General features: G+C 59.4%; 19 protein-coding genes. 9 read left to right on the top strand and 10 right to left on the bottom strand.

What is annotated here, in order from left to right:
• Positions 1-10: 10 nt before the first annotated feature.
• A complete protein-coding gene (locus EQV90_RS13940) occupies positions 11-541 on the bottom strand; it encodes a DUF4946 domain-containing protein (protein WP_010656090.1) in 531 nt (176 codons plus the stop codon).
• 227 nt (positions 542-768) lie between these two features.
• Between EQV90_RS13940 and EQV90_RS13935 the strand changes: the two genes are divergently transcribed.
• Positions 769-2,046 (top strand): serine/threonine transporter, encoded by a 1,278-nt coding sequence (locus tag EQV90_RS13935; protein ID WP_003447591.1) that lies wholly within the window; start codon positions 769-771, stop codon positions 2,044-2,046.
• A gap of 557 nt (positions 2,047-2,603) precedes the next feature.
• Positions 2,604-3,593 carry an ADP-glyceromanno-heptose 6-epimerase gene (rfaD, locus tag EQV90_RS13930; protein ID WP_240878252.1) on the top strand — a complete coding sequence of 330 codons (990 nt, stop codon included), beginning with the start codon at positions 2,604-2,606 and terminating at the stop codon, positions 3,591-3,593.
• Positions 3,594-3,722: 129 nt separating this feature from the next.
• Here rfaD and tal read toward each other — a convergent pair whose 3' ends face one another.
• The 3 genes from tal to ccoN all read right to left on the bottom strand — a co-directional run bounded on the left by tal (position 3,723) and on the right by ccoN (position 6,519).
• Positions 3,723-4,646 (bottom strand): transaldolase, encoded by a 924-nt coding sequence (gene tal / locus EQV90_RS13925; RefSeq protein WP_010656088.1) that lies wholly within the window; start codon positions 4,644-4,646, stop codon positions 3,723-3,725.
• Positions 4,647-4,802: 156 nt separating this feature from the next.
• The gene (locus tag EQV90_RS13920; protein ID WP_003447596.1) at positions 4,803-5,030 is read right to left on the bottom strand and encodes a hypothetical protein; all 228 of its coding nucleotides are present in this window, start codon (positions 5,028-5,030) and stop codon (positions 4,803-4,805) included.
• 61 nt (positions 5,031-5,091) lie between these two features.
• Positions 5,092-6,519: a cytochrome-c oxidase, cbb3-type subunit I gene (ccoN, locus tag EQV90_RS13915; protein ID WP_003447597.1), complete on the bottom strand. Its 1,428-nt coding sequence runs from the start codon at positions 6,517-6,519 to the stop codon at positions 5,092-5,094.
• A 315-nt stretch (positions 6,520-6,834) separates the two neighbouring features.
• Between ccoN and EQV90_RS13910 the strand changes: the two genes are divergently transcribed.
• Entirely contained in the window at positions 6,835-7,506 is a 672-nt protein-coding gene (locus EQV90_RS13910) for a DUF3313 domain-containing protein (protein ID WP_240878251.1), read from the top strand.
• A 75-nt stretch (positions 7,507-7,581) separates the two neighbouring features.
• On the opposite strand, the gene EQV90_RS13905 is transcribed toward EQV90_RS13910, so the two are convergent.
• The 3 genes from EQV90_RS13905 to EQV90_RS13895 are packed head-to-tail and all read right to left on the bottom strand — an operon-like array spanning position 7,582 to position 9,980.
• Positions 7,582-9,021: a DUF1254 domain-containing protein gene (locus tag EQV90_RS13905; RefSeq protein WP_161719651.1), complete on the bottom strand. Its 1,440-nt coding sequence runs from the start codon at positions 9,019-9,021 to the stop codon at positions 7,582-7,584.
• On the bottom strand, positions 9,018-9,179 hold the full coding sequence (locus tag EQV90_RS13900) for a hypothetical protein (RefSeq protein WP_158525120.1): 162 nt from the start codon (positions 9,177-9,179) through the stop codon (positions 9,018-9,020). Before EQV90_RS13900 ends, EQV90_RS13905 begins: the two co-directional genes overlap by 4 nt.
• Before the next feature lie 9 nt (positions 9,180-9,188).
• Positions 9,189-9,980 carry a hypothetical protein gene (locus EQV90_RS13895; protein WP_127196713.1) on the bottom strand — a complete coding sequence of 264 codons (792 nt, stop codon included), beginning with the start codon at positions 9,978-9,980 and terminating at the stop codon, positions 9,189-9,191.
• A 251-nt stretch (positions 9,981-10,231) separates the two neighbouring features.
• Here EQV90_RS13895 and tpx point away from each other — a divergent pair, with 251 nt between their 5' ends.
• The 5 genes from tpx to EQV90_RS13870 all read left to right on the top strand — a co-directional run bounded on the left by tpx (position 10,232) and on the right by EQV90_RS13870 (position 19,956).
• Positions 10,232-10,732 (top strand): thiol peroxidase, encoded by a 501-nt coding sequence (gene tpx, locus EQV90_RS13890; protein ID WP_003447601.1) that lies wholly within the window; start codon positions 10,232-10,234, stop codon positions 10,730-10,732.
• Positions 10,733-11,013: 281 nt separating this feature from the next.
• Positions 11,014-12,315, top strand: a complete 1,302-nt coding sequence (locus EQV90_RS13885; RefSeq protein ID WP_029612455.1) for an MdtA/MuxA family multidrug efflux RND transporter periplasmic adaptor subunit — start codon at positions 11,014-11,016, stop codon at positions 12,313-12,315.
• Positions 12,312-15,413, top strand: a complete 3,102-nt coding sequence (locus tag EQV90_RS13880; protein ID WP_003447603.1) for an MdtB/MuxB family multidrug efflux RND transporter permease subunit — start codon at positions 12,312-12,314, stop codon at positions 15,411-15,413. Before EQV90_RS13885 ends, EQV90_RS13880 begins: the two co-directional genes overlap by 4 nt.
• Positions 15,410-18,517, top strand: coding sequence for an efflux RND transporter permease subunit (locus EQV90_RS13875; RefSeq protein WP_003447604.1), 3,108 nt, complete (start codon positions 15,410-15,412; stop codon positions 18,515-18,517). The genes EQV90_RS13880 and EQV90_RS13875 overlap by 4 nt, the downstream gene beginning before the upstream one ends.
• Positions 18,514-19,956: an efflux transporter outer membrane subunit gene (locus EQV90_RS13870; protein ID WP_240878250.1), complete on the top strand. Its 1,443-nt coding sequence runs from the start codon at positions 18,514-18,516 to the stop codon at positions 19,954-19,956. The genes EQV90_RS13875 and EQV90_RS13870 overlap by 4 nt, the downstream gene beginning before the upstream one ends.
• A 34-nt stretch (positions 19,957-19,990) precedes the next feature.
• On the opposite strand, the gene EQV90_RS13865 is transcribed toward EQV90_RS13870, so the two are convergent.
• The 3 genes from EQV90_RS13865 to EQV90_RS13855 all read right to left on the bottom strand — a co-directional run bounded on the left by EQV90_RS13865 (position 19,991) and on the right by EQV90_RS13855 (position 23,063).
• On the bottom strand, positions 19,991-21,064 hold the full coding sequence (locus tag EQV90_RS13865) for a GGDEF domain-containing protein (protein WP_029612454.1): 1,074 nt from the start codon (positions 21,062-21,064) through the stop codon (positions 19,991-19,993).
• Positions 21,065-21,241: 177 nt separating this feature from the next.
• Positions 21,242-21,952 (bottom strand): HPP family protein, encoded by a 711-nt coding sequence (locus tag EQV90_RS13860; protein ID WP_240878248.1) that lies wholly within the window; start codon positions 21,950-21,952, stop codon positions 21,242-21,244.
• A gap of 190 nt (positions 21,953-22,142) precedes the next feature.
• On the bottom strand, positions 22,143-23,063 hold the full coding sequence (locus tag EQV90_RS13855; protein ID WP_240878247.1) for a MurR/RpiR family transcriptional regulator: 921 nt from the start codon (positions 23,061-23,063) through the stop codon (positions 22,143-22,145).
• 286 nt (positions 23,064-23,349) lie between these two features.
• On the opposite strand from EQV90_RS13855, the gene iolC reads away from it, so the two are divergent.
• Positions 23,350-25,287, top strand: a complete 1,938-nt coding sequence (gene iolC / locus EQV90_RS13850; protein WP_003447611.1) for a 5-dehydro-2-deoxygluconokinase — start codon at positions 23,350-23,352, stop codon at positions 25,285-25,287.
• Positions 25,288-25,615: the final 328 nt, after the last annotated feature.

The following is a 25,615-nucleotide window of genomic DNA, read 5'->3' as shown; positions in this document are numbered from 1 at the left end:
GGTAAAGGGCTTATTGCGCCAGACGCAGGCTGGCACGGATCCCCAGTACTTCAGCTTCGTTGGCTTTGTAGCCGTCTGCAGGACCTGCGTAGGAAAGGGCATAGGCGTTGCTGTCATGGGTGGCGGCGACCAGGGTCTGGGTGATCACGTGGTTGCCGTTCTGGGTGATTTTGCAGGTGGTTTCCAATGCCTCCAGACCGCCCAGGGTGCTGCTGTGAATTTTGTTACAGGCACTCTGGTAGCCGGCGCCGGCGAAGTTCTTCTGCAAGGTCTTGCGCATCTGCAGCAGTACCGCTTCCATATTGACCTTGTGGTCAGGAGCCAATGTAGTCTGGGTAAGCTCCATCACCATCAACGGATCACCGTTGGGGTCATTTTTTACCGCCCGCTGGCGCTGGCCATTGTCATCGGGGGCAGGTGGCACGGCCTGCACCTCCCAGTCGCCGGGCCAGGTAATCGTCAGACTTTCGGCATTCGCCGTCGGCAGCGAAAGGGCGGCGAGAAGTCCGATGAGTGCGGTGTAACGGTGCGAAAAAGTCATGGGCGACAGGCCTTTAGGGCGGTTTCATGGCAAGCATAGTGTATCAATTAGTGTCCAGCTCTTGCTTTGGGATGGAAGATCATTTGTACCATTGCTCAGCTAAACCTTTGCTTCTTATGACTAATCCCGGAGAATCGCGCCCTTCTTACGGCCGGGGCGTTGTCTGTAAGGTGTGTTTTGTCCGCCCCGGCTGCGTGGTAACGACCGGCTAGCGGAGATTCGACCGGATGAATGACCAGGCTAACAGCGTCGATGAACGCTTTGACGCGGCACCCGCGACCCTCAGTCGCTGGAGTCGTCATGACACTACCTGGATGCTGGGCCTGTTTGGCACGGCCATTGGCGCAGGTACTTTGTTTTTGCCCATCAATGCAGGGCTTGGCGGCTTTTGGCCGTTGCTGATTCTGGCGTTGCTGGCGTTTCCGATGACGTTTTATGCTCACCGCGGTTTGACCCGCTTCGTACTCTCCGGACGCGAAGGCTCTGACATCACGGATGTTGTTGAAGAGCATTTCGGCTTGCGGGCCGGTGCATTGATCACGCTGCTGTATTTCTGTGCGATTTTTCCGATTCTGTTGATTTACAGCGTTGCCCTGACCAATACGGTCGGCAGCTTCATGCTCAATCAACTGCATGTCACACCACCACCCCGGGCGATTTTGTCGCTGGTGCTGATTCTGGGCCTGCTGGCCGTGGTGCGTTGCGGCGAGCAAGTGATAGTCAAGGCCATGAGCATGATGGTCTATCCGTTCATTGTCGCGCTGTTGTTTTTGGCGGTGTTTTTGATCCCCCACTGGAATGGCGGGATTCTGAGCACGGCGAGCACCTTGCCGGCGCCTTCAGCATTGCTGCACACCTTGTGGCTGGCGATTCCGGTGATGGTGTTTTCGTTTAACCATTCGCCGATCATCTCGGCCTTTGCCGTTGATCAGAAGCGCCGTTATGGGGCGAACGCCGATGAGCGCAGCTCGCAGATCCTGTCCCGCGCCCACCTGTTGATGGTGGCGATGGTGCTGTTCTTCGTCTTCAGCTGCGTGCTCACCCTGTCACCTGAGCAGCTGGCTGAAGCCAAGGCGCAGAATCTGTCGATCCTGTCCTACCTGGCCAACCACTTCAGCAACCCGACCATTGCCTTTGCCGCCCCGTTGATTGCCTTTGTAGCGATAGCCAAATCGTTCCTGGGTCACTACATCGGCGCCAGCGAAGGTCTTAAAGGCCTGGTCCTGAAGACCGGCAAGCGCCCGGCAGCGAAAGCCCTGGACCGCATGACCGCAGCGTTCATGCTGATAGTGTGCTGGGCAGTAGCAACGCTCAACCCAAGCATTCTGGGAATGATCGAAACTCTGGGCGGCCCGGTGATCGCGGCCATCCTGTTCCTGATGCCGATGTACGCGATTCGTCGGGTACCAGCCATGCGCCAGTACTCGGGCAAGATCTCCAACGTGTTTGTCACCGCCGTTGGCCTGGTAGCAATTTCGTCGCTGGTTTACTCGCTGATTCCTTGATTCAGCTCCGCCCGTCGCTGCCATTCCGGGCGGCGCCGGGCGGGTGATTGTCCCTCGCAAGCCGTTCCAGGCTTGAGTCTGGCAAGCGCACCGAGGGTTCCCGTGGGCCATCCCCGTCGAACCCACTGCCGCTGCATGCAGACCTTCATACCCTCTATAGCGACCATACGGCTGGCTGGTGAACTGGCTGCGCCGGCGCCTGCGCGCTATTACGGCGATCCGCGCAACACATCCATACGTCTTATGCGTCTTATGCGTCTTCTGTGTAGGAGCGAGCTTGCCTCGCGAGCTTTTCCTGCGCAGTCCTTCGAATCGCCAGAAGCTCGCGAGGCAAGCTCGCTCCTACAATGAATGCGTGAATGCGTGAATGCGTGAATGCGTGAATGCGTAAATGGCTGAATGAATGGTTGAGCGACAATCAAATCTCGGCGCTGTGGTCCCTGTGCCGTATGTCACGTTCGGCTATGTCACTCACTTGCGCGCTTGATCTGCATCAAGGCTGTCGGCCCGCACCGGCATAGCCTGAGCCCAAGCCATATTCCAGGAGGTAGTGACAGATGAGCATCATCGTAACCGGGGGCGCCGGTTTTATCGGCAGTAACCTGGTAAAGGCACTCAACCGGCGCGGTGAGCGTGACATCATTGCCGTGGACGATCTGACCGATGGCGACAAGTGCCGCAATCTGGCGGACTGCGATATCGCGGACTACATCGATAAACGCGAGTTCGTGCATCGTTTTTCCAATCGTCAGTTGGGCGATATACGCGCCGTTCTGCATCAGGGCGCGTGCTCCAGTACGCTGGAACGTGACGGCCGGTTGATGATGGAGAACAACTACCGCTACAGCTGTGACGTGCTGCAAGCCTGTCAGGAGCAAGCGACGCCCTTTATCTATGCCTCTTCGGCAGCGGTCTATGGCGCCAACCGGGACTTTCGCGAAGTTCGCGAGTGTGAGCGGCCGTTGAATGTCTACGCCTACTCAAAATTCCTCTTCGATCAGCATGTGCGGCAATTGTCGGGCAAGGCACGCAGCCAGGTGGTGGGGTTGCGTTACTTCAATGTGTTCGGCCCCCGCGAGCAACACAAAGGCCGTATGGCTTCGATGGTGCGGCATTGTTTCAATCAATACCGCGACCACGGGCATGTCGAGTTGTTCGGTGAGTACGGCGGCTATCCGGCAGGCGGGCACATGCGTGATTTTGTTTCGGTGGAGGATGTGGTCAAGGTCAATCTGCACTGGCTGGATCACCCGCAAACCAGTGGCATTTTTAATCTGGGCAGCGGTGTGGCCCGCTCATTCAACGAGCTGGCGCTGGCAACGATCAACTGTTTGCGTGGAGCGCAGGGCCGGCCTTCCCTGACCCTGGAAACGGCAGTGCTTGAAGGGGTGTTGCGCTACTGCGAGTTCCCCGAAGAGCTCAAGGGCAAGTATCAGGTCTACACCTGCGCCGACTTGAGCCGGCTGCGCGAAGCGGGTTATGAGGAACCGATGTCGGGGCTGGAGGCGGGAGTGGAGGGGTATTGCAGGAGTCTGCTGACTTGCTGAGTTACCGGGGGGCGGCCATCGCGGGCAAGCCCGCTCCCACAAGATGAGCGCAGCTTCTGTCGCTGGGCCCGCTCCTGCAGGTTGTGTGCAGCTTCTGTAGGAGCGGGCATTGCGCGGTCTGTTGCGGGATTACCTGGCCGTCAACAACGCCTCTAGCTTTTCCTGGTCACGGGCGAACTGGCGGATGCCTTCGGCCAGTTTTTCGGTGGCCATTGCGTCTTCGTTCGAGGCCCAGCGGAACTGCGCTTCGTTCAGGCTCTGGCGCGGTTCGCCCTGATGCCCAGGGCTCAATTTGCGCTCCAGTTTGCCTTCGTCCAGGGCCAGTTTTTCCAGCAGGTCCGGGCTGATGGTCAGACGGTCGCAACCGGCCAGCTGTTCGATCTGGTTCAGGTTGCGGAAGCTGGCACCCATGACCACGGTCTTGTAGTCATTGGCTTTGTAGTAGTTGTAGATGCGGGTCACGGACTGCACACCCGGATCATCGGATCCTGTGTAGTCAATGCCGGTGGACTTCTTGTACCAGTCGTAAATACGGCCCACGAACGGCGAAATCAGGAACACCCCGGCATCGGCACAGGCTGCGGCCTGGGCAAACGAGAACAACAGGGTCAGGTTGGTCTGGATGCCGTCATTTTCCAGTTTTTCGGCGGCACGGATGCCTTCCCAGGTCGAAGCGAGCTTGATCAGTACCCGGTCGCGGCCCACGCCGGCCTTGTCGTAAAGCTCGACCAACTGGTTGGCCTTTTTCAGCAAGGCAAATTCGTCGAACGACAGGCGGGCATCGACCTCGGTCGAAATACGGCCCGGAATGACCTTCAAGATACCGCTACCCACCGAGACCGCGAAGTGGTCGCAGGCCAGGCCGACATCACCGTTGGCGTGGGCGATGGCATTTTTCAGCAGCTCGGCATAACCCGGCATGGCTGCGGCTTTGAGCAGCAGGGATGGATTGGTCGTGGCATCAACGGGTTTGAGGCGGGTAATTGCGTCGAGGTCGCCGGTGTCTGCGACCACGGTGGTGAACTGCTTGAGTTGTTCCAGCTTGGAAGTCATGAGCGTCTCTGTCGGAAAAGGTGTTAATGGCTGTAAAGATTGAGTGCGGTGTCGATCAAAAGTTCGTTAAACCCAGGCTGGCAGAATGCCGCCGAATACCTTGGTAGTGCAACTGATCGTGCGATTTAATCTGCCTCAGCAGCCATTTACCTCGATTCAGAGTTCCAGCGTGTACCGGTCTGGCTCGCGGCTTTGCTCACTCATCTGTACTGCGTTGATGGTTTTGCCCGTGGCCTGCTCAACCCGGCGCGCCACTTCAGGGTCGTCGGCAAAGGGGATCAGGCTGGCTTCGTCGATATCGGTCGCGGTTTTATGTTTCAAACACCAGCTAATGGCGCAATAGAGGCTGATGACGGCTGCGCTATTGAGGGCTATTTCGATCATGTCCGGCACTCCTTGTCGAAAGCACCCGATACCGGTCCGGCGACCTGCATCGGGTGGGTGGTCAGGCTATCTGTGCTGTCAGTTCGGCTTGCTTGAGGTCGGCCACGCGCACTGTTCGCCACAGGTTCCAGCACATCAACAGCATGCCGCTGAGGAAGAACAGCCCGCCCACCAGACGTACGACGTAGCCCGGGTGGCTGGCGCTCAGCGACTCCACGAACGAATAGGTCAGGGTGCCGTCATCGTTGATCGCGCGCCACATCAGGCCCTGGGTGATGCCGTTGACCCACATCGAGGCGATGTACAGCACGGTGCCGATGGTCGCCAGCCAGAAGTGCAGGTTGATCAGCCCGATGCTGTACATCTGCTCGCGGCCGAAGATCTTGGGAATCATGTGATAGAGCGCGCCGAAAGTGATCATCGCCACCCAGCCCAGGGCCCCGGCATGGACGTGGCCGATGGTCCAGTCGGTGTAGTGGGACAGGGCATTGACGGTCTTGATGGCCATCATCGGCCCTTCAAAGGTCGACATGCCGTAGAACGCCAGTGACAGCACCAGAAACCGCAGGATCGGGTCGGTGCGCAATTTATGCCAGGCCCCGGAGAGGGTCATCATGCCGTTGATCATGCCGCCCCAGCTGGGAGCCAGCAGGATGATGGACATGGCCATGCCCAGCGACTGGGCCCAGTCCGGCAGTGCGGTGTAGTGCAGGTGATGGGGGCCGGCCCAGATATAGAGGGTAATCAGGGCCCAGAAATGCACGATGGACAGGCGATAGGAATAAATCGGCCTGCCGACCTGTTTCGGCACGAAGTAGTACATCATCCCGAGAAAGCCGGTGGTCAGGAAAAAACCTACCGCGTTATGCCCATACCACCACTGCACCATGGCATCGGTGGCTCCGGCATACACGGGATAAGACTTGAACCAGTCCACCGGAATCGCCAGGTGGTTGACCACGTGCAGCATGGCGATGACCAGAATGAAGGCGCCAAAAAACCAGTTGCCGACATAGATATGTCTGGTTTTGCGCTGCACCACGGTAGTAAAGAACACGATGGCGTAGGCGACCCAGACCACCGTCAGCCACACGGCACCGGTGAATTCTATTTCGGCGTATTCCTTGGTGGTGGTATAGCCCAGCGGCAGGGTGACCAGCATGATCACAATTACCGATTGCCAGCCCCAGAAGGTAAAGGCTGCCAGCTTGTCCGAGAATAACCGTACCTGACAGGTGCGCTGCACCGCGTAGTAGCTGGCGGCAAACTGTGCGCTGCCGGCAAAGCCGAAAATCACCAGGCTGGTGTGCAACGGTCGCAGGCGGCCGAAGGTGGTCCAGGGCAAATCCAGGTTCATTTGCGGCCAGACCAGTTGCGAGGCGATCCATACGCCCATGGCCATGCCGACCACCCCCCACACCACGGTCATGATGGCGAATTGGCGGACGACCTTATAGTTATAGGCCTGCCCGTTTAGTGCTGTGCTCATGCTCAAGTCTTCCACGGTTCAAAGTCCTGCCAGGCCTGGTGGTCTGGCGCTGGGTGAACTCTAGGAAGTTGGCAGGAAACAAGACAGATTCAGGGGGGGAGAATTAATACGGAGCAGATTTAGCGGCATATTTAAAAGTGTTTTTTAAAATCTGATCTGGTTTTTAGCCGATTTACATTTTTTAAATACTTCTGAGCTGTACTGTTTTCGCTCTATGTCTCGGGAAAATTGGTCGGCGAAGCAGCGCTTTTTACGCAGATTAGCTATACATAAATCCGGCACACAAATAGTTACGTTCTCCACAGGAGTTACAGAATGAAGCTCGGACTGATGATTAGTACGTTGTGTATTGCCTCGATCGGGGTAGTGGGCTGTGCAAGCAAGGTCCAGCAGCCGGATGAATACTCCGGTTTTTTGAAGGATTACAGTCGCCTTAAAGAAGCCAAATCGCCTTCGGGCGCCGAAGTGATGCGCTGGATCGATCCCAAGCTGAATATTAACCAGTACACCAGCGTCTATATCGAGCCAAGCCAGCTCTACCCGGCGCCGAAGCCGACGGAGAAGATCCCGCAAAGCACGTTGAACGGCATTACCCGCTACTACGATCAAGCACTCAAGCGTGAACTCAGCAAATCATCGCCACTGGCCAGCGCCCCCGGGCCGGGCGTGATTGTGGTGCGACCGGCGATCACTGCCGTGAGCAGCGAGACCGAGAGCCTGGCACCTTACGAATATATTCCGGTAGCGCTGGTGGCGGCGGCGGTCAGTACGGCGTCGGGCATTCGCGATCAGGAAACCCAGCTGGCAACCGAAGCCGTATTCATTGACGGGCAGAGCCAGGACGTAGTGGCGCAGGTGGTGCGCAAAGGCACCGGCAAACCGCTGGAGAACAGCAGCCAGCAAATGAAGACCGACGATGTGAAAAAAGTGATAGATGGCTGGGCATCAGATCTTCATCAGTCGTATTTGAAACTGAAGAGCCAGTAAGCTCCGGGATCTGCAACTGAGTGCGGGCAAAACAGTTGCAGCACCCCGGCTTGCCGGGGTGCTGCAGGTTACAGCTCAGGGTGCTACAGGTGTCAGCAAGGGCATTTTCCATTGCCCGTCGGCAAGTTCAGGCTTGGGCATATAAATACGCAGTACGCCGTAAAACGGCCCGTCAGGCGCCGGCAACCAGTTGTTTTGCAGATCCCCGGCCGGGGGTTGAGGCTGGAGATACAGGGTCACACCGCCATCTGCGTCGCGCTTGAGATCGGGCAACATGCGCGAATTGATCAGGTAGCGATCCAGCGGGTTCTCCACCAGCAATTTGCTTTTGCCGTCATACATGGTCAGCGACCAGAAGGCATTGGCAGGGGGCAGGGCATTTTTGTCAAAGTGCAAGGTATAGCGCTGTCTGGAGCCGTCCAGGGGGCGGCCCTGATTGTCGACGAAATAGCCGATGTAATCGGCCTCTTCGGCAGAGTTACCAAAGATCCCCATATTGGCCCCCGCATAACGGTACAGGTAGTTGTTTTTCAAGTGCTCGCGGGAGCCGAACAGGTCTCCACTGCTGATCTTGTGCGTGTCGACCTGCTCTTTCTTGAACTGCTCGAATTCGGCTTTACCTGCTGCAATTCCTTCTTCCAGGGCCTTGCGTTGCTCGGCGGACAGCTGGCCCGTTGCATAGGGCAGGCCCGGTTCAATGCCAATTTTTTTGAAGCGCTCGCGTAATGCCGTTTCACCGGGCTGCGGCTCGGCAAATGCGAGCATGAAATTCAAGTAGTTGAACAGCTCGGGGCTGTCACTCATGTTCGCCACGGGGGCCGGCCAGTCAATGGCTGCAGACAGCGGCGGGGCGGGTTGGCCGAGGAACTGGCTCAAGGGTTGCACTGTGTAACCGCGCTGGATTTCCTTGACCCTGGGCAGGTCTTTTTCATCAAACAGCTGGGTCCGGTACAGGCCGTAGGCAATTTCGCTTTCGCTGGGAATCACGGCCTCGATACCGGCCGGTTTCTCACCTTGCCAGCCCGGCCCGACAATCAGGAAGTTCCCGCCTTTGTTGCCCGTGGTACGGCTACCGAGGTAGGCGAAGTTTTGCGTGTACAGGTCGATCAGCTGCGTGGAGTAGTAACGACCGTCTTCAATTGCCGGCAGCGTCAGCACCAGCGGCTCGGCTCGCAGGTCCATCCATAGAAATGAATAGGGCGTGTCCGAATTGGGGGTCACGAAAGCGCTGTCTTTGGGGCTGAACACCATGGCGGTGTTGCCGATGTCATTGAACGGCGCCTTGAAGTCCTTGCCGCCTTGGTCCACGGCCTGGGCGTAGAGGGTTTTGTACATCTCCACCACCGGGAAACCATACAGATAGGCTTCTCTGGCGATGCTTGTGGCCTCTGCAGGCGACGCGCTGAAGTTCATGGCCGATACCTGGGTTGCCATCAGTGACAGGCAGGCTGCCAGGGCATAAACGGGGGGCTTGAGGTACCTGGCAAAGTCCCTGACTGTGGATTGACTGCTCATGACAGCAACCTGATGTCATCGGGTTTCCAGCTTTTATCGAGGCAAGCGCCGGTCTGGGCGAAGGTTTTGCCCTGTTCCATGCCAGGAGTGGCCAGCATGACGTGGGCGTGCTCCCGGGGCCGGGCGCTGAAGCCAGAAGCACGAAGCTGCGAATTCATGAAATTTCCTTATTTTCCGAAGGTGACATTAATGCCGGCGAACAGTGTGAATTGCGGCAAGTCATCGCCTTTGCGTTCCACTGTCCATTGTGGTTCCAGGTAGGCGTTGAGGATGTTGCCCCCGGCTTTCCATGCCTTGCCGAAACCCAGGCCGACGGGGATATAGTGGGTGTTGTTTTTCAGGTCATAGGTCCAGGTGCCGGTGGAGCGCAAGTACCAGCCCTTTGGCAGGTTGTGGATGATGAACGGCTGGAAGGTGGCGCTCTCGACATGCTGGCGATCACTGTCACCGGCAAAAGAGCTTTGATACTGCACCAGTGCCCCCAGCAGGCCACGGGGTGAGGCATCTATGGCAATCGCTGCCAGCCCCGCTTGCCATTTGCCGGTGCCCAGTTCGTCATGCTCGGCAGTGGGCGCCGTAATTTGCGGGCCGATGCCCAACTGCACGCCATCGGTCTTGAGCAGGAAAATATCGAACAGGTTGAGATCGCCCATACCGGTGCTGTAACCACTCCTGGGGTCGGGGCGGGTGCTGATGGGCAGGGTGGCACGCAACAGTTGCGGTACGCCGATAAAGTCGTTCGGGGCGACGGGCAGGGCGCCGCGCAGCAGGGCGTCATTGGTGTGGATATTGCTGTCGTAGACCCGGGGCGTGTAGTAGTCCTGCAGGTTCAGGCCCGGGGCCAGGCTCAGTGGGTTGTTACTTTTGTTGGCTATATCGGGATTGTCTGCCAGGGCAGCAGTGACAGGGGCCAGGGCCAGGGTCAGTAAGAGTCCCGAAGCAAGGTGTGTCTTAGCCATGAGCGTCCAATTCCCTGGAAGTCTTAAGAATGCAGCGCTAGGAAGCTAGCAGCAAATGGCGCGACTGCCAGTTCCCGGGGTCTGCTGCCGGGTACTGTTTTGCTCGAGGCCGGGCATTTTTGGAATTTTTCAGTACCGGCACGGTCTTTTTGTTCCGCGGCCCATGACATTTTACCTGCGGGCCGTAGGTCGGCTGCCTGATTCGTGTTTAACTCCGGCTTCTTCAAAAACCGTTAAGAAGGACATCGTTCATGGCTCAAGTGACGCTTAAAGGCAACCCTGTTCAAGTCAAAGGCGAACTGCCGGCAGTAGGCTCCAAGGCGCCGGCGTTTTCGCTGGTAGCAGGTAATTTGTCCGATGTGACGTTGGCCAGCTTTGCTGGTAAACGCAAAGTGCTGAACATCTTCCCGAGTGTTGATACGCCAACTTGCGCGACTTCGGTGCGCACCTTCAACACCAAGGCCAACGATCTGGAAAACACCGTGGTGCTGTGCATCTCGGCTGACCTGCCGTTCGCCCAGGCCCGTTTCTGCGGTGCCGAAGGTCTGGAACACGTACAGAACCTGTCGACCCTGCGCGGCCGTGAGTTCATCGAGAACTACGGCGTGGCAATTGCTGACGGCCCGTTGGCTGGCCTGACTGCCCGTGCGGTAGTCGTGCTGGACGAAAACGACAACGTGCTGCACAGCGAACTGGTTAAAGAAATCGCTGAAGAGCCGAACTACGAAGCAGCCCTGGCTGTTTTAAAGTAAGTCGCAACGCTTCAGCAAAAACGGCCGGGCATTTAATGCCCGGCCGTTTTTTTGTGGGCTGCTACAAATAACGCTGCAGGCGTCGAGCCCGGCCAGTGTCAATGTCACAGCCGTCGGTTAAAACCGAACCGCTCCGACTGCTCCGGCAGGCGATTCACAGGATTCTGGGGCAAACCCGTGGCCTTGACAGCGCTATAACGTAAATACCCGGTAAAGAACCTTTTCATAACCGTGCGCACTGCTTATCTTTCAGCCTCCTGATAATAAGCGCTCGCCGCCCAATGGTTGATCATTCAATGCAATCGTCTGTTTCCCACAAATCTCGTCGCTGGCTGTTTGGCCTGCTGGTCCTGCTGATCGTTGTTGCCCTGTGCTGGTGGCTGTGGCCATCCGCCTCGAAAAAGGCAGCCACTGCTCAGCCCGCCGGGCACACCAGCAAGTCGGGGATGATGCGTCCCGGATTTGGCGGTTCGACCCTGGCGGTGCCGGTTCGGGTGGCGGACGTGACGCGGGGTGACTTTGCGGTCTACTACAAGGCACTGGGTACGGTGACCGCGCTCAACACCATTAATGTACGCAGCCGGGTGGCAGGGGAGCTGGTCAAGGTCTATTTCAAGGAAGGCCAGATGGTCAAGGCTGGCGAACTGTTGGCCGAAATCGATCCGCGCAGCTATCAGAACGCCTTGCTGCAAGCCGAAGGCACGCTGTTGCAGAATCAGGCCCAATTGAAGAATGCCCAGGTCGATGTACAGCGCTATCGCGGCCTGTATGCTGAAGACAGTATCGCCAAGCAGACCCTGGACACCGCAGAAGCACTGGTCAGCCAGTATCAGGGTACGGTCAAGACCAATCAGGCAGCGGTCAACGACGCCAAGCTCAATCTTGAATTCACCAAGATTCGCGCCCCGATCACCGGTCGTGTGGGCTTGCGCCAACTGGACGTCGGCAACCTGGTGGCAGCCAACGACACCACCGCGCTGGTGGTGATCACCCAGACCGAGCCGATTGTGGTCAGCTTCACCTTGCCCGAGAAGGACCTTGCACTGGTGCTTGAACGTTATCGCAGCGGCGCCAGATTGCCGGTACAGGCCTGGAACCGCGGCGACACCCAGGAACTGGCGACAGGGGTGCTGAGCAGTATCGACAACCAGATTGATATCACCACCGGCACCCTGAAATTCAAGGCCCTGTTCGATAACCGCGATCAGGTGTTGTTCCCCAATCAGTTCGTTAATGTGCACCTGCTGGCCGACACCCTGAAAAACGTGATCCTGGCCCCGACCGCAGCGATTCAGTACGGCACCAACGGTTCGTTCGTCTATGCGATGGACGGCGACAAGAAGGTCAAGATTCGCAGCATCAAGGTCGGTGTCACCGATGGCGATGTGACGGTGATCGAAGAAGGCCTTGAGCCCGGCGACCGTGTAGTGCTTGAAGGCACTGACCGCCTGCGTGATGGCGGCGCGGTGGAAGTGGTCAACGACAGCGCCGAGGTGCCGGCAACCCCGGCGCAACATCTGCAAGGCGGGCCTGAAGCCGATGCAACGGCCGATGGCAAGGTCAAGGGCAAGGCGCACGAATGAATCTGTCGCGGCTGTTTATCCTGCGCCCGGTCGCAACCACGCTCTGCATGCTCGCCATCGTGTTGTCCGGGATCATCGCCTATCGCCTGCTGCCGGTATCGGCCTTGCCCCAGGTCGACTATCCGACCATCCGCGTGATGACGCTGTATCCCGGCGCGAGCCCGGATGTCATGACCAGTGCCGTGACCGCACCGCTTGAGCGTCAGTTCGGGCAGATGCCGGGCCTGACGCAAATGGCTTCCACCAGTTCCGGCGGTGCTTCGGTGCTGACCCTGCGCTTTAATCTCGACATCAATATGGATGTCGCCGAGCAGCAGGTGCAGGCCGCGATCAATGCCGCCAGCAACCTGTTGCCCAAGGATTTGCCGGCGCCACCGGTGTACAACAAGGTCAACCCGGCCGACACCCCGGTACTGACGCTGGCGATCACCTCCAAAACCATGCTGTTGCCCAAACTCAATGATCTGGTCGACACCCGCATGGCGCAAAAAATCGCCCAGATCAGCGGCGTCGGCATGGTCAGCATTGCCGGCGGTCAACGTCAGGCGGTGCGGATCAAGGTCAACCCCGAAGCGTTGGCCGCCAACGGCTTGAACCTGGCAGATGTGCGCACCCTGATCGGCGCGTCCAACGTCAACCAGCCCAAGGGCAACTTTGACGGCCCGACCCGGGTGTCGATGCTGGACGCCAACGACCAGTTGAAGACCCCCCAGGAATACGCCGAGCTGATCCTCGCCTACAACAACGGCGCGCCGTTGCGGCTCAAGGATGTGGCGGAAATTGTCGATGGCGCCGAGAACGAGCGTCTCGCCGCCTGGGCCAATGAAAATCAGGCCGTATTGCTGAACATTCAGCGCCAGCCGGGAGCCAACGTGATTGAGGTGGTGGACCGGATCAAGGCACTGCTGCCAAGCATCACCGACAACCTGCCGGCCGGTATCGACGTCACTGTTCTCACCGACCGCACCCAGACCATCCGTGCCTCGGTGCGCGATGTGCAGTTTGAATTGCTGATCGCCATCGCGCTGGTGGTGATGGTGACGTTCCTGTTTCTGCGCCGTGCCAGCGCTACCCTGATCCCTTCGATTGCCGTGCCGCTGTCGTTGGTGGGCACCTTTGGGGTCATGTACCTGGCCGGATTTTCCATCAACAACCTGACGTTGATGGCCCTGACCATCGCCACCGGTTTTGTGGTCGACGACGCCATCGTGATGCTGGAAAACATCTCGCGCTATATCGAAGAGGGCGACAGTCCGATGCAGGCGGCGCTCAAGGGTGCCAAGCAAATCGGTTTTACCCTGATCTCGTTGACCCTGTCGCTGATCGCCGTACTGATTCCGCTGCTGTTCATGGCTGACGTGGTGGGGCGCCTGTTCCGCGAGTTTGCGATCACCCTGGCTGTGGCGATTCTGCTGTCGCTGGTGGTCTCGCTGACGCTGACGCCCATGATGTGCGCGCGCCTGCTCAAAGCCGAACCCAAGGAAGAAGAACAGGGGCGTTTCTATCGCGCCAGCGGCGCCTTCATCGACTGGATGATCGCCCGCTACGCCAGCATGTTGCAGTGGGTGCTCAAGCATCAGCCACTGACCCTGCTGGTGGCCATCGGCACCCTGGCGCTGACGGTCGTACTGTATATGGTGGTGCCCAAGGGCTTCTTCCCGGTGCAGGACACCGGGGTGATCCAGGGTATCTCCGAAGCGCCGCAGTCCATCTCGTTCAGTGCCATGAGCCAGCGTCAGCAAGAGTTGGCTCGGATCATTCTGCAGGACCCTGATGTCGAGAGCCTGTCGTCCTACATCGGGGTGGACGGCGATAACCCGACCCTCAATAGCGGGCGCATGCTGATCAACCTCAAGCCCCATAGCGAGCGCAGCGAAAGTGCCTCGCAAGTGATCGAGCGCCTGCAACCTCAGCTCGACCAGCTGGTGGGTATTCGCCTGTACATGCAGCCGGTGCAGGACCTGACCATCGAAGACCGCGTCAGCCGTACGCAATACCAGTTCAGCCTGTCCTCGCCGGATGCCGAGATGCTCAGCACCTGGAGCCAGAAACTGGTGACGGCGCTGAACAATCAGCCCGAGTTGACCGATGTGGCCAGCGACCTGCAGGACAAGGGCCTGCAGGTGTACCTGATGATTGACCGCGATGCGGCTTCACGCCTTGGGGTGTCGGTGGCCAACATCACCGATGCCCTGTACGACGCTTTCGGTCAGCGGCAGATTTCCACCATTTATACCCAGGCCAGCCAGTACCGCGTGGTGCTGCAAGCCCGGGACGGCGAGAAAATCGGCCCCCAGGCGCTGGAGCAGATCCACGTCAAAACCACCGATGGCGGCCAGGTGCGGCTGTCGAGCCTGGCCAAGGTCGAAGAGCGTCAGGCGCAACTGGCGATCTCCCATATCGGCCAGTTCCCTTCGGTGATGGTGTCGTTCAACCTCGCGCCCGGGGTGGCCCTGGGGCAAGCGGTCGAGTTGATCGATCAGGTGCAGAAAGACATCGGCATGCCGGTGGGGGTGAAGACCGAGTTCCAGGGCGCAGCCCAGGCCTTCCAGGCTTCGTTGTCGAGCACCTTGCTGCTGATTCTGGCGGCGGTGGTGACCATGTACATCGTGCTTGGCGTGCTGTACGAGAGCTATATCCACCCGATCACCATCCTCTCGACCTTGCCCTCGGCGGCGGTCGGAGCCTTGCTGGCCTTGATCCTGAGCGGCAATGATCTGGGGATGATTGCGATCATTGGCATCATCTTGCTGATCGGTATCGTGAAAAAGAACGCGATCATGATGATCGACTTCGCCCTCGATGCCGAACGCAATCAGGGCATGGCCCCCGAGCAAGCGATCTATCAGGCGGCACTGCTGCGCTTCCGGCCGATCCTGATGACGACTCTGGCGGCGCTGTTCGGCGCCATACCGCTGATGCTGGCCACCGGCTCGGGCGCTGAATTGCGTCAGCCATTGGGGCTGGTAATGGTCGGCGGTCTGCTGGTGAGCCAGGTACTGACCCTGTTTACCACTCCGGTGATCTATCTGTACTTCGATCGCCTGGGCCGCCGCTGGCGGGGTGATGCGGCTGCGCCCGAGCAGGCGTCGCTATGAACCTGTCCGGTCCGTTCATCAAGCGTCCCGTCGCGACCATGCTCCTGAGCCTGGCGATCATGTTGCTGGGCGGGGTGAGTTTCGGCTTGCTGCCGGTGTCGCCGCTGCCGCAGATGGATTTCCCGGTGATCGTGGTCTCGGCCAGTTTGCCGGGTGCCAGCCCCGAGGTGATGGCATCCACCGTGGCTACCCCGCTGGAGCGTTCCTTCGGCGCGATTGCCGGGATCAACACCATGAGCAGCCGCTCGAGCCAGGGTTCTACCCGGGTCATCCTGCAGTTCGATCAGGACCGCGACATCAACGGCGCCGCCCGTGAGGTGCAGGCGGCGATCAACGCTTCGCGCAACCTGTTGCCCAGCGGCATGAAAAGCATGCCGACCTACAAAAAGGTCAACCCGTCCCAGGCACCGATCATGGTGCTGTCGCTGACCTCCGACGTGCTGTCCAAGGGCGAGCTGTACGACCTGGCCTCCACCATCCTGTCCCAGAGCCTGTCCCAGGTCCCGGGGGTAGGTGAAGTGCAGATCGGCGGCAGCTCGCTGCCGGCGGTGCGCATCGAACTGGAGCCGCAACTGCTCAACCAGTACGGCGTGGCCCTGGACGACGTGCGCAATACCATTGCCAACGCCAACGTGCGCCGGCCCAAGGGCGCGGTGTCCGATGGCGATCGCAACTGGCAGATCCAGGCCAACGACCAGCTGGAAAAGGCCAAGGATTACGAGCCGCTGATCATTCGCTACCAGGACGGCGCGGCCTTGCGCCTGAGCCATGTGGCCAAGGTTCAGGACAGCGTTGAAGACCGCTACAACAGTGGCTTTTTCAACAACGATGCGGCCGTATTGCTGGTGGTCAACCGCCAGGCCGGGGCCAACATCATCGAGACCGTGAACGCGATCAAGGCCCAGCTGCCGGCGCTGCAGGCGGTGTTGCCGGCCAGCGTCAAACTGAACCTGGCCATGGACCGCTCGCCGGTGATCAAGGCCACCTTGCACGAAGCCGAAATGACCCTGCTGATTGCCGTGGCGCTGGTGATTCTGGTGGTGTTCCTGTTTCTGGGTAACTTCCGGGCGTCGCTGATCCCGACCCTGGCGGTGCCGGTATCGCTGGTGGGCACCTTTGCCATCATGTACCTGTACGGCTTCTCGCTGAACAACCTGTCGCTGATGGCGCTGATTCTGGCCACCGGGCTGGTGGTGGACGATGCCATCGTGGTGCTGGAGAACATCTCGCGGCATATCGATGCCGGTATTGCGCCGATGAAAGCGGCGATGCTGGGGGCCAGGGAAGTCGGTTTTACCCTGCTGTCGATGAACGTTTCGCTGGTGGCGGTATTTCTCTCGATCCTGTTTATGGGGGGGATTGTCGAAAGCCTGTTCCGTGAATTTTCCATCACCCTGGCGGCCTCGATCGTGGTGTCGCTGGTGGTGTCGCTGACCCTCACCCCGATGCTCTGCGCGCGCTGGCTCAAGCCCCATGTGCCGGGTACCGAGAACGCCATGCAACGCTGGAGCATGGGCCTTAACGAGCGCATGGTCGCCGGCTATGCCCGCAGCCTGGACTGGGTATTGCGCCACAAGCGCCTGACCCTGTTGAGCCTGCTGGTGACCATTGGCGTCAACGTGGCGCTGTACGTGGTGGTGCCCAAGACCTTCATGCCGCAACAGGACACCGGGCAGTTGATCGGCTTTGTCCGCGGTGACGACGGCCTGTCATTCAGCGTGATGCAGCCGAAGATGGAAATCTTCCGCAAGGCAGTACTGGCCGATCCGGCGGTGGAGAGTGTTGCCGGCTTTATTGGCGGCAATGGCGGCACCAACAACGCAATCATGATCGTGCGCCTCAAGCCCATTTCCGAGCGCAGGATTTCGGCGCAGAAGGTCATTGAACGCCTGCGTGAAACCATGCCCAAAGTACCCGGCGGGCGCCTGATGCTGATGGCCGACCAGGATCTGCAGTTTGGCGGCGGACGCGAGCAAACCAGTTCGCAGTACTCCTACATCCTGCAAAGCGGTGACCTTGGTGAACTGCGCATCTGGTACCCGAAAGTGGTGGCTGCGCTCAAGGCCCTGCCCGAGCTGACGGCCATCGACGCCCGTGAAGGACGGGGCGCACAGCAGGTAACGCTGGTGGTAGACCGCGATCAGGCCAAGCGCCTGGGGGTGGACATGGATATGGTCACCGCCGTGCTCAACAACGCCTACAGCCAGCGGCAGATTTCCACTATCTACGACAGCCTGAACCAGTATCAGGTGGTGATGGAGGTCAATCCCAAGTACGCCCAGGACCCGCAAACCCTGGAGCAGGTGCAAGTGATCACTGCCGAAGGCCAGCGCATCCCGTTGTCGGCCATTGCCCATTACGAGAACAGTCTGCAGGACGACCGGGTGGAGCATGAAGGCCAGTTTGCCTCGGAGACCGTTTCCTTTGACATGGCCCCCGGGGTATCGACCGAGCAGGGCACCGCCGCGATTGAGCGGGCCATTGCCAAGCTGGGCCTGCCCGAAGACGTGATTGCCAAAATGGCCGGCACCGGCGATGCCTTTGCCGCCACCCAAAAGAGCCAGCCGTTCATGATTCTCGGTGCGCTGCTGGCGGTGTATCTGGTGCTGGGGATTCTCTATGAGAGTTATATCCACCCCTTGACCATTCTCTCGACCCTGCCCTCGGCCGGGGTCGGCGCCTTGCTGAGCATCTACCTCACGGGGGGCGAGTTCAGCCTGATTTCCCTGCTGGGGCTGTTCCTGCTGATCGGGGTGGTGAAGAAAAACGCGATCTTGATGATCGACCTCGCGCTGCAACTGGAACGGACCGCCGGGTTCAGCCCCGAGGCGTCAATTCGCAGCGCTTGCCTGCAACGTTTGCGCCCGATCCTGATGACCACCCTGGCGGCCATCCTGGGGGCCGTGCCCCTCATGCTGAGCACCGCCGAAGGGGCAGAAATGCGCCAGCCCCTGGGCCTGACCATTATCGGCGGGCTGATCTTCAGCCAGATCCTGACCCTTTACACCACCCCGGTGGTTTACCTCTATCTTGACCGCGCACGCCATCGTTTCAACAAATGGCGTGGCGTGCGCACTGATGCTGCTCTGGACACTCCGCTATGACTTCTCGTTTGCTTAAACTCGCTCCGCTGCTGTTATCTGGCTTGTTGCTCAGCGCCTGTGCAATAGGTCCGGACTACCAGCGTCCCGAATCGGCGGCAGCAGCGGATTACAAAGAGGCTGCCGGCTGGACCCGGGCCAACCCCAGCGATGCGCTGGCCCGTGGTGCCTGGTGGGAGCTGTATGGCGATGCGCAGCTCAATGGCCTGGTGGACAAACTCAACAGCAGCAACCAGACAGTGGCCCAGTCCGAGGCCCAGTTCCGTCAGGCCCAGGCCCTGGTGCGCAGCGCCCGTGGGGCCTTTCTGCCAAGCGCCGACTTGAGCGTGGGCAAAACCCGCTCCAGCCAGGGCACCGGTAGCTCCAACTCCAGCCTGACCAGTTCCAGCAGCGGCATTCGCGACACCTTGAACGCCCAGGTGGGGGTCAGCTGGGAAGCCGATGTCTGGGGCAAATTGCGTCGCGGGCTGGAAGCCAACGAAGCCAGTGCCGAGGCCAGCCTGGCCGACCTGGCCGCCATGCGTTTGAGCCAACAGTCGGAGCTGGTGCAGAACTACCTGCAACTGCGGGTGATCGATGAGCAAAAACGCCTGCTGCAAGCCACGGTCGAGGCTTATCAGCGTTCCTTGAAAATGAGCGAAAACCAGTACAAGGCCGGGATTTCCGGCAAGGACGCCGTGGCCCAGGCGCAAACCCAGTTGCGTAACACCCAGGCCAACATGATCGACCTGATCTGGCAGCGGGCGCAATTCGAGAACGCCATTGCCGTGCTGACCGGGCAGGCGCCTTCCGGGTTCAGCCTGGCTGAAACCACAACCGTTCCGGCGCTGCCGCAAATCCCGCTGAGCCTGCCTTCGCAGTTACTGGAACGGCGTCCGGACATCGCCTCGGCGGAGCGCTCGATCATTGCCGCCAACGCCAATATCGGGGTGGCCAAAGCCGCTTACTATCCCGACTTCAGCCTGAGCCTGCAGGGCGGTTACAGCAGCAGTCAGTATCAGGACTGGATCAGCGTACCGAACCGTTTCTGGTCGGTCGGGCCAAAAGTCTCCTTGCCGCTATTCGATGGTGGCCAGCGTTCGGCCGAGGTTGACCGTAACGAGGCGCTGTATGACCAGACCGTGGCCAAATACCGCCAGACCGTGCTCGATGGCTTGCGCGAAGTGGAAAACTACCTGGTGCAGCTGAAGGTGCTGGGGGATGAGGCTGTGGTTCAGGAGCAGGCACTGGAGTCGGCCCGCGAGTCGTTACGCCTGACCAGCAACCAGTACAAGGCCGGCCTGATCGCTTACCTGGACGTTGTGGTGGTCCAGGCCACTGCCCTGAACACCGAGCGCAACGTGCTCAACTTGCGACAAAGCCGCCTGATCGCCAGCGTCAAACTGATTGCCGCACTGGGTGGTGGCTGGGACGGCAATACCGATTTAAGCCAGGACCGCTAATCAGCCTGAACCTTGCAGCAGCGAGGCACCGGCCCTAATAAAAGGTAAACCGGTCCTTGCCGCTGTGCTTGGACACATACAGCGCCTTGTCCGCCTTGGCCAGGGCCTGGTTCAGGCTGTCATCGTCTTCGACCCGGGTCAGCCCGATGCTGACGGTCACCGGGTAAGGGTGCGGGTCTACGCGCACTAGCCGGCACAACTCGTCCATCAACGCCTCGACATCGCTGCGCCGCACACCCGCCAGGTACACCGCGAACTCCTCGCCGCCCAGCCGCGCATACTCATGGTCGGCCATCACCGCCTGGATGCTGGCTGCAGTGCGCTTGAGCACCTCATCGCCAATATCATGGCCGTAAAGATCATTCACCTTCTTGAAGTTGTCGATGTCGATCATCGCCAGGTAGTGATCCTGCTCCCGTGGCCGGGTCGCCAATACATTGCCGGCCTGGGTCATGAAGGAGCGGCGATTGGGAATCTCGGTCAAGGGGTCAATGTAGGCCTGGCTCACCAGCAGTCTGAACATGGTGAAGTTGTAGAGCTTGATTTTGCGCAACTTGAAAAAGTTGTAGATCGTCAGGCTGCTGAGAAAGGCCAGATAGCACAGGATCAGGGTGCCCCGCAGATCGGTGACCGACACTTGAGTCATCAGGAAAGGGTTGAGGGTCAGCCAGGTGATGGCCACCACTGCGATAAACCCCCGATGGCCCAGCGGCATCACGGAGGCGCCGTAGAGGATGCTGGAGCAGGCCAGAATCAGCCAGATCGGCTGGGCATCGGCCGGCAGGCCAAAAATGATCAGGCGGATACCGATGGCAATCACTGCCACGAACAGGGCATTGAGTATGTCGAAATGCCAGGACTTGCGAATGAAACCCAGAATGATGGTGAGCACCACCAGGGTGCTCAGAAACAGGATGGACAGGGCGGTGAACCCCTGGCGGCCCTTGATGCTGACGATCAGGTTGAACAACAGCCACATGAAGATGCTTGCGCTGAAGGTGAGGCGGCAGAAGTTACGCAGTTTCTCGAAGTCATGTTGGGCGAATTCAGCTCGCAAGGCGTGGGGCGCCGCTTGCTTGGAAATCTCTTTTTCAATGGTCTTGAGCATGGCGGCCTTGATCAGGATCAACCGACGGGATTCGGGCCTCCTGTGGGACTGTGCCAGGGGGCCTCTGCGTCCGGGCCGGCAGACACTCTGACAGTGGCTGCACCCGGGCGCTGCACGGATAACCCTAGCAGGAGTTTCGGGCATCAGTGCAACGGCCGGGGCGCTTGCGTCTGGCGGTTAACGGGCCTGGGCGAGCACCTCACCGATACTGCGCCGGCGTGCATAGTGCTCGCTGGCGCGGATCAGCTGTTCAAGGTCTTCGGGGGTCACGTCAATGAACGCATCCATTTGCTCCAGGGCTTGTTGCAGGTCCTGGGCGGTAATGCCCGGGTCGCCCGCGACCTGGGGGGCGACCGGGTTCGGCTCCGGGGGTTTTTTCGGGTAGCGCACCCGGGTCAGATTGTTATAGGCCAGTGCTGCCACCAGCATGCACGCCGCCGCGAGCATTACCGGCGCCAGCAGGCCCCAGCCCAGGCTGGCGCTGTCCGGATCTGCCAGGACCACCAGCAAGGCCAGCGCCCCGGCGGGCGGGTGCAGGCAGCGCAACAGGCACATGACAATCAGCGCCAGGCCTACCGCCAGGCAGGCGCTGTCCAGGTTGCGCCCAAAGAAGTGCGCCACCGCCAATGACACCAGGGTTGCACAGAAGTAGCCGCCCATAATCGACCAGGGTTGCGCCAGCGCCCCTGAAGACACGGCAAACAGCAGAACCGCACTGGCCCCCAGCGGGCCAATCAAATGCATGGCCACCGGCAGGCCGAAAAACAGGCTGCAGACCCAGACACTCAAGAGCGTGCCAAGGGATACGCCAATGGCGGCGCGGCTCCATTCGGTGGGACGGGTATTGGTGGCCGCAGGCAATAGGCGGCTGATCCAGCGGGTATGCATGGTGAGGAAAATCCGGGGGTTGGCGATTGAAAGGATAAAAAAAGGGCTGTGCGGGTTTCCCGGCAAGCCCTTGAAAATGTCCCTTCATTTGGGGGAGGAACGGGAGCAGTGTGCAACAGCTGGTAGCAGTCCGCAAATTCATAATAATGCTGATTAACTGCATTAATTTTGATGTTTGGAGCTGTTTGTCCTAGTCGTCAAAGCCCACTTGCTCGTGGATTTCATCCACTTTGAGTTCCAGCCGGTAGGCCACGGCAATAAACAGGGCCTGGCACAGGCACAGGGTTGCGCTCAACGAGCGAAACGCGAACGAACTGCCCTCATTGACCAGCAGCACGCTGTTGGCGCGTTTGGCCAGCGGTGACAGGTTGCTGTCGGTGATGATCAGGGTTTTGGCCTGATGCAACTGGGCAATGCGCAGGCAATGCTGGGTTTCCTTGCCATAGGGGGTAAAGCTGATGGCAATCACCAGGTCGTTGGCCCGCACGCTGCGCATTTGCTCGCGATAACTGCCCCCCAGCCCGGACACCAGATGAATGCGCTTGTTGGTGTGCTGCAGGTTGTACACCAGGTAGTCGGCCACGGCGAAAGAGCGTCGCACCCCCACCACATAGATATTGTCAGCGTTGACCACCAGGTCCACGGCCTTGTCGAAGGACTGGTCATCCAGTTCCAGCCCCAGACGTTCGATACCCGAGAGGGTCGCGTTGATGCACTCACGGGCCAGATCGCCGCCGCTGGCTTTTTGCGACTTGTTGGCAATCATGCTGCGAATACGTTGCTGGTAATTCTGCGCCGGCGTGGCCTTGTGGGTGTAGGCCTCGCGAAACAGCGCCTGCATTTCACTGAAACCACTGAAACCGAAGCGTTGCGAGAAGCGCACGATGGCCGAAGGGTGGACTTCGCACTCGCGGGTAATATCACTGATCCGGTCAACCATGATCCGGTCACTTTGCTGGCTCATATAGCTGGCAATACGTTTGAGCTGACGCGGCAGGCTCTCGTATTCCTCGGTAATGAGCTGCAACAGGCGTTCGGCATTGATCGGTGGGCCGGCCTGTTCGCTCTCTGGCGTTTGCTTGATCGGTGCCGGCTGATCAGGGGAGGGCATAGGGAGTCCTTATGGATGGCTCTTCAGGTCATGGGGCAGTTTAGCCTGCAAAGTCTACAGGGTAGGTGCGCAATAAATCCTGACCGGCCGTTCAAAGACCCTGTGGCTGAATCGTTACAGGGTCGAAAATTGATCCCTTTGGATCAATATGGAACAAAAATTCTACATTAAAAAATTATGGAATAAATATTGTTTATTGTGTCCGGACGTTTTAGTCTTCATCTCACAAAGAGCGCTCAACCTTCGGGGTGATGAGTGCAGGCTGATAAAAATAACAGGAGCCAGCATGGGACAGACTCGTTTTGCCACAGGGCGTGATTTGGATTTGATCTGCCTTGGACGCCTGGGCGTCGACCTCTACTCGCAGCAAGTCGGCGCGCGGCTGGAGGATGTCAGCAGCTTTGCCAAATACCTGGGTGGCTCATCGGCCAACATTGCCTTTGGTACTGCGCGCCTGGGCTTGCGCTCGGCCATGCTGAGCCGGGTGGGGGATGACCATATGGGGCGCTTTCTCACCGAGTCACTGGCTCGTGAAGGCTGTGACGTCAGCGCCATCACTGTTGATCCGCAGCGTCTGACCGCCCTGGTGCTGCTGGGCCTTAAAGACCGCGAAACCTTCCCGCTGGTGTTCTACCGCGAAAATTGCGCCGACATGGCGTTGCGCGCAGAAGACATCGACCCGGCCTTCATAGCCTCGAGCAAGGCCCTGCTGATTACCGGTACCCATTTCTCCACCGAAGGCGTGTATCAGGCCAGCGTCCAGGCGCTGGAATACGCCGAACAGCACAACGTCAAACGTATTCTGGATATCGATTACCGGCCGGTGCTTTGGGGCCTGGCGGGCAAGGCCGATGGCGAAACACGCTTTGTCGAAGACAGCAAAGTCACCGCCCACGTGCAATCGATCCTGCCGCGCTTTGACCTGATCGTGGGCACTGAAGAAGAATTTCTGATTGCCGGCGGCGGCACCGACCTGCTGGCGGCATTGCGTGCAGTACGGGCGCTGACTGCGGCAACGCTGGTGGTCAAGCTCGGTTCCCAGGGCTGCACGGTGATCCAGGGCCAGATCCCGGCGCGGCTTGAAGACGGTGCCATTTATCCCGGCGTGCGGGTTGAGGTACTGAATGTGCTGGGGGCCGGGGATGCCTTTATGTCCGGTTTCCTCAGCGGCTGGCTCAAGGATGCCAGCGATGAGCGCTGCAGCCAGCTGGCCAATGCCTGCGGCGGCCTGGTGGTGTCGCGCCATGCCTGTGCTCCGGCGATGCCGACGCCTGCCGAACTCGACTACCTGTTCAGCAGCCCGGTGCCGATCACCCGCCCGGATCAGGACGTGGCATTACAGCGCTTGCACCGGGTCAGTGTGCCGCGCAAGCAGTGGAAACAACTGTTTGTGTTCGCCTTCGATCACCGCTGGCAGCTGGTTGAAGTGGCCCAGCAGTATGGCCGCGATCACAACAGTATCTGCGCGCTCAAACAGCTGTTTATCCGCGCGGTCGAGCGGGTTGAAACTGACCTGCGGCGTCAGGGCATCGACGCCGATGTCGGGTTGCTGGCCGACCAGCGTTTTGCCCAGGACTCACTGAATGCTGCCACCGGTCGCGGCTGGTGGATTGCCCGCCCGGTAGAGGTCCAGGGTTCACGGCCACTGGCCTTTGAGCATGGTCGCTCGATTGGCAGCAACCTGATTGGCTGGCCCCAGGAACACATCATCAAGTGTCTGGTGCAGTTTCACCCCGACGACGAGCCGCTGCTGCGCCTGGAGCAGGAAGCGCAGATCAAGGGGCTGTATGAGGCATCCCTGGTCAGCGGCCATGAACTGTTGCTGGAGATCATCCCGCCCAAGGATCACCCTTCGACTCATCCCGATGTGCTGTACCGGGCGTTGAAGCGCTTGTACAACCTGGGTATTTATCCGGCCTGGTGGAAAATCGAGGCCCAGACGCCAGAGGTCTGGGAGCAGCTTGATGCGCTGATTCAGGAGCGCGACCCCTATTGCCGGGGCGTGGTGCTGCTGGGCCTGAATGCCCCGGCACAAGCACTGGCAGAAGGTTTCCGCCAGGCACGTCACAGCAGCACCTGCCGCGGTTTTGCCGTGGGCCGCACGATCTTCCAGGAGCCAAGCCGTGCCTGGTTGGCGGGGGAGATCAATGATCAAACATTGATTGAACAGGTGCAGGGCACGTTTGTGCAGCTTATCGAATCCTGGCAAGCGGCCCGCCGCTAACCCGGTTCCTGTATCTGTCCTTGTATCGGCACCTGTATCTACATCGGCACCTGGACCTGCATCTGCATCTGCGCATACATCTACATCTGCGCATACATCTGCATCTGCATCTGCATCTGTAGGAGCGAGCTTGCTCGCGAGCTCTTCAAGATCAAAAGCTCGCGAGCAAGCTCGCTCCTACAGATTCAGATTCAGGTTCAGGTTCAGAGGTCCAGATTCAGGTTCAGGTTCAGGTTCAGGTTCAGGTTCAGGTCCAGGTTCAGGTCCAGGTCCAGAGGTCCAGATCCAGATCCAGATCCAGCTTCAGGCACAGGTTCAAGTACAGCCG

This window comes from Pseudomonas sp. TMW22089, assembly GCF_022496645.1.
Taxonomy (GTDB): Bacteria; Pseudomonadota; Gammaproteobacteria; order Pseudomonadales; family Pseudomonadaceae; genus Aquipseudomonas; species Aquipseudomonas paraversuta.
This window is presented reverse-complemented; position numbering and strand designations above follow the sequence as displayed.

Coding starts and splice junctions, on each gene's coding strand:
- EQV90_RS13940 (WP_010656090.1), bottom strand. CDS start 541: ATGACTTTTTCGCACCGTTACACCGCACTCATCGGACTTCTCGCCGCC.
- EQV90_RS13935 (WP_003447591.1), top strand. CDS start 769: ATGAATGACCAGGCTAACAGCGTCGATGAACGCTTTGACGCGGCACCC.
- rfaD (WP_240878252.1), top strand. CDS start 2,604: ATGAGCATCATCGTAACCGGGGGCGCCGGTTTTATCGGCAGTAACCTG.
- tal (WP_010656088.1), bottom strand. CDS start 4,646: ATGACTTCCAAGCTGGAACAACTCAAGCAGTTCACCACCGTGGTCGCA.
- EQV90_RS13920 (WP_003447596.1), bottom strand. CDS start 5,030: ATGATCGAAATAGCCCTCAATAGCGCAGCCGTCATCAGCCTCTATTGC.
- ccoN (WP_003447597.1), bottom strand. CDS start 6,519: ATGAGCACAGCACTAAACGGGCAGGCCTATAACTATAAGGTCGTCCGC.
- EQV90_RS13910 (WP_240878251.1), top strand. CDS start 6,835: ATGAAGCTCGGACTGATGATTAGTACGTTGTGTATTGCCTCGATCGGG.
- EQV90_RS13905 (WP_161719651.1), bottom strand. CDS start 9,021: ATGAGCAGTCAATCCACAGTCAGGGACTTTGCCAGGTACCTCAAGCCC.
- EQV90_RS13900 (WP_158525120.1), bottom strand. CDS start 9,179: ATGAATTCGCAGCTTCGTGCTTCTGGCTTCAGCGCCCGGCCCCGGGAG.
- EQV90_RS13895 (WP_127196713.1), bottom strand. CDS start 9,980: ATGGCTAAGACACACCTTGCTTCGGGACTCTTACTGACCCTGGCCCTG.
- tpx (WP_003447601.1), top strand. CDS start 10,232: ATGGCTCAAGTGACGCTTAAAGGCAACCCTGTTCAAGTCAAAGGCGAA.
- EQV90_RS13885 (WP_029612455.1), top strand. CDS start 11,014: ATGGTTGATCATTCAATGCAATCGTCTGTTTCCCACAAATCTCGTCGC.
- EQV90_RS13880 (WP_003447603.1), top strand. CDS start 12,312: ATGAATCTGTCGCGGCTGTTTATCCTGCGCCCGGTCGCAACCACGCTC.
- EQV90_RS13875 (WP_003447604.1), top strand. CDS start 15,410: ATGAACCTGTCCGGTCCGTTCATCAAGCGTCCCGTCGCGACCATGCTC.
- EQV90_RS13870 (WP_240878250.1), top strand. CDS start 18,514: ATGACTTCTCGTTTGCTTAAACTCGCTCCGCTGCTGTTATCTGGCTTG.
- EQV90_RS13865 (WP_029612454.1), bottom strand. CDS start 21,064: ATGCTCAAGACCATTGAAAAAGAGATTTCCAAGCAAGCGGCGCCCCAC.
- EQV90_RS13860 (WP_240878248.1), bottom strand. CDS start 21,952: ATGCATACCCGCTGGATCAGCCGCCTATTGCCTGCGGCCACCAATACC.
- EQV90_RS13855 (WP_240878247.1), bottom strand. CDS start 23,063: ATGCCCTCCCCTGATCAGCCGGCACCGATCAAGCAAACGCCAGAGAGC.
- iolC (WP_003447611.1), top strand. CDS start 23,350: ATGGGACAGACTCGTTTTGCCACAGGGCGTGATTTGGATTTGATCTGC.